A 659-nucleotide genomic window follows, 5' to 3' on the forward strand; every position below is an offset into this window, starting at 1 on the left:
GTCAGGCCGGCCGCCCGGCCCACCGCCTCCCGTGCCGCGTCGAGATAGCGCCCGGCCTCGGCAGTGCGTCCCGCTGCGAGCCGACGCCGCGCCATGTCAATGCCACCCGTGACGCCCTGGAGCATATTGTTGAAGTCGTGCGCGATGCCGCCCGTGAGCTGGCCCACTGCCTCCATCTTCTGCGCCTGCCGCAACGTCTCCTCGGCGGCCATCAGCTCGGCCGTCCTCTCGGCAACGCGGTGTTCCATCTCGTCGGCCGCCAGCCGGGTCTCGGTGATGTCCAGGTTGCAGCCGGTGTAGCCGAGGAACCGGCCCGCATCGTCCAGGCGCGGCACGCCCTCGCAGCGCAGCCAGCGCACCTGGCCGGCGCGGTCGCGCACCCGCGTCTCGGTCCGGAAGGGCGCCCGGGCGTGGAAGGCCTCCAGAAAGGCCGCGTAGTGCCGATCGAGATCCTCGGGCAGGACGATCTCCTCCCACCCTCGCCCCAGCATCTCCGCCGCCGGCCGACCGAACATGTAATCGTAGTGCATGTTGGCAAAGACGACCTGGCCCTCCTCATTGGTCATCCAGATCAGCGCCGGAGCGCTGTCGGCCATGTGGCGGAACCGCGCCTCGCTCTCGCGTAGCGCTTCCTCGGTCCGGCGACGCTCGGTGACGTC

At 70.6% G+C, this 659-nt stretch carries 1 protein-coding gene; it reads right to left on the bottom strand.

The genetic code is table 11. From position 1 onward, the window contains the following. Positions 1-659 (bottom strand): PAS domain S-box protein (locus JMJ55_RS30450; RefSeq protein ID WP_202829347.1); only part of this gene is annotated, 659 nt, incomplete at both ends.

This window comes from Belnapia mucosa (assembly GCF_016775475.1).
Lineage (GTDB): Bacteria > Pseudomonadota > Alphaproteobacteria > Acetobacterales > Acetobacteraceae > Belnapia > Belnapia mucosa.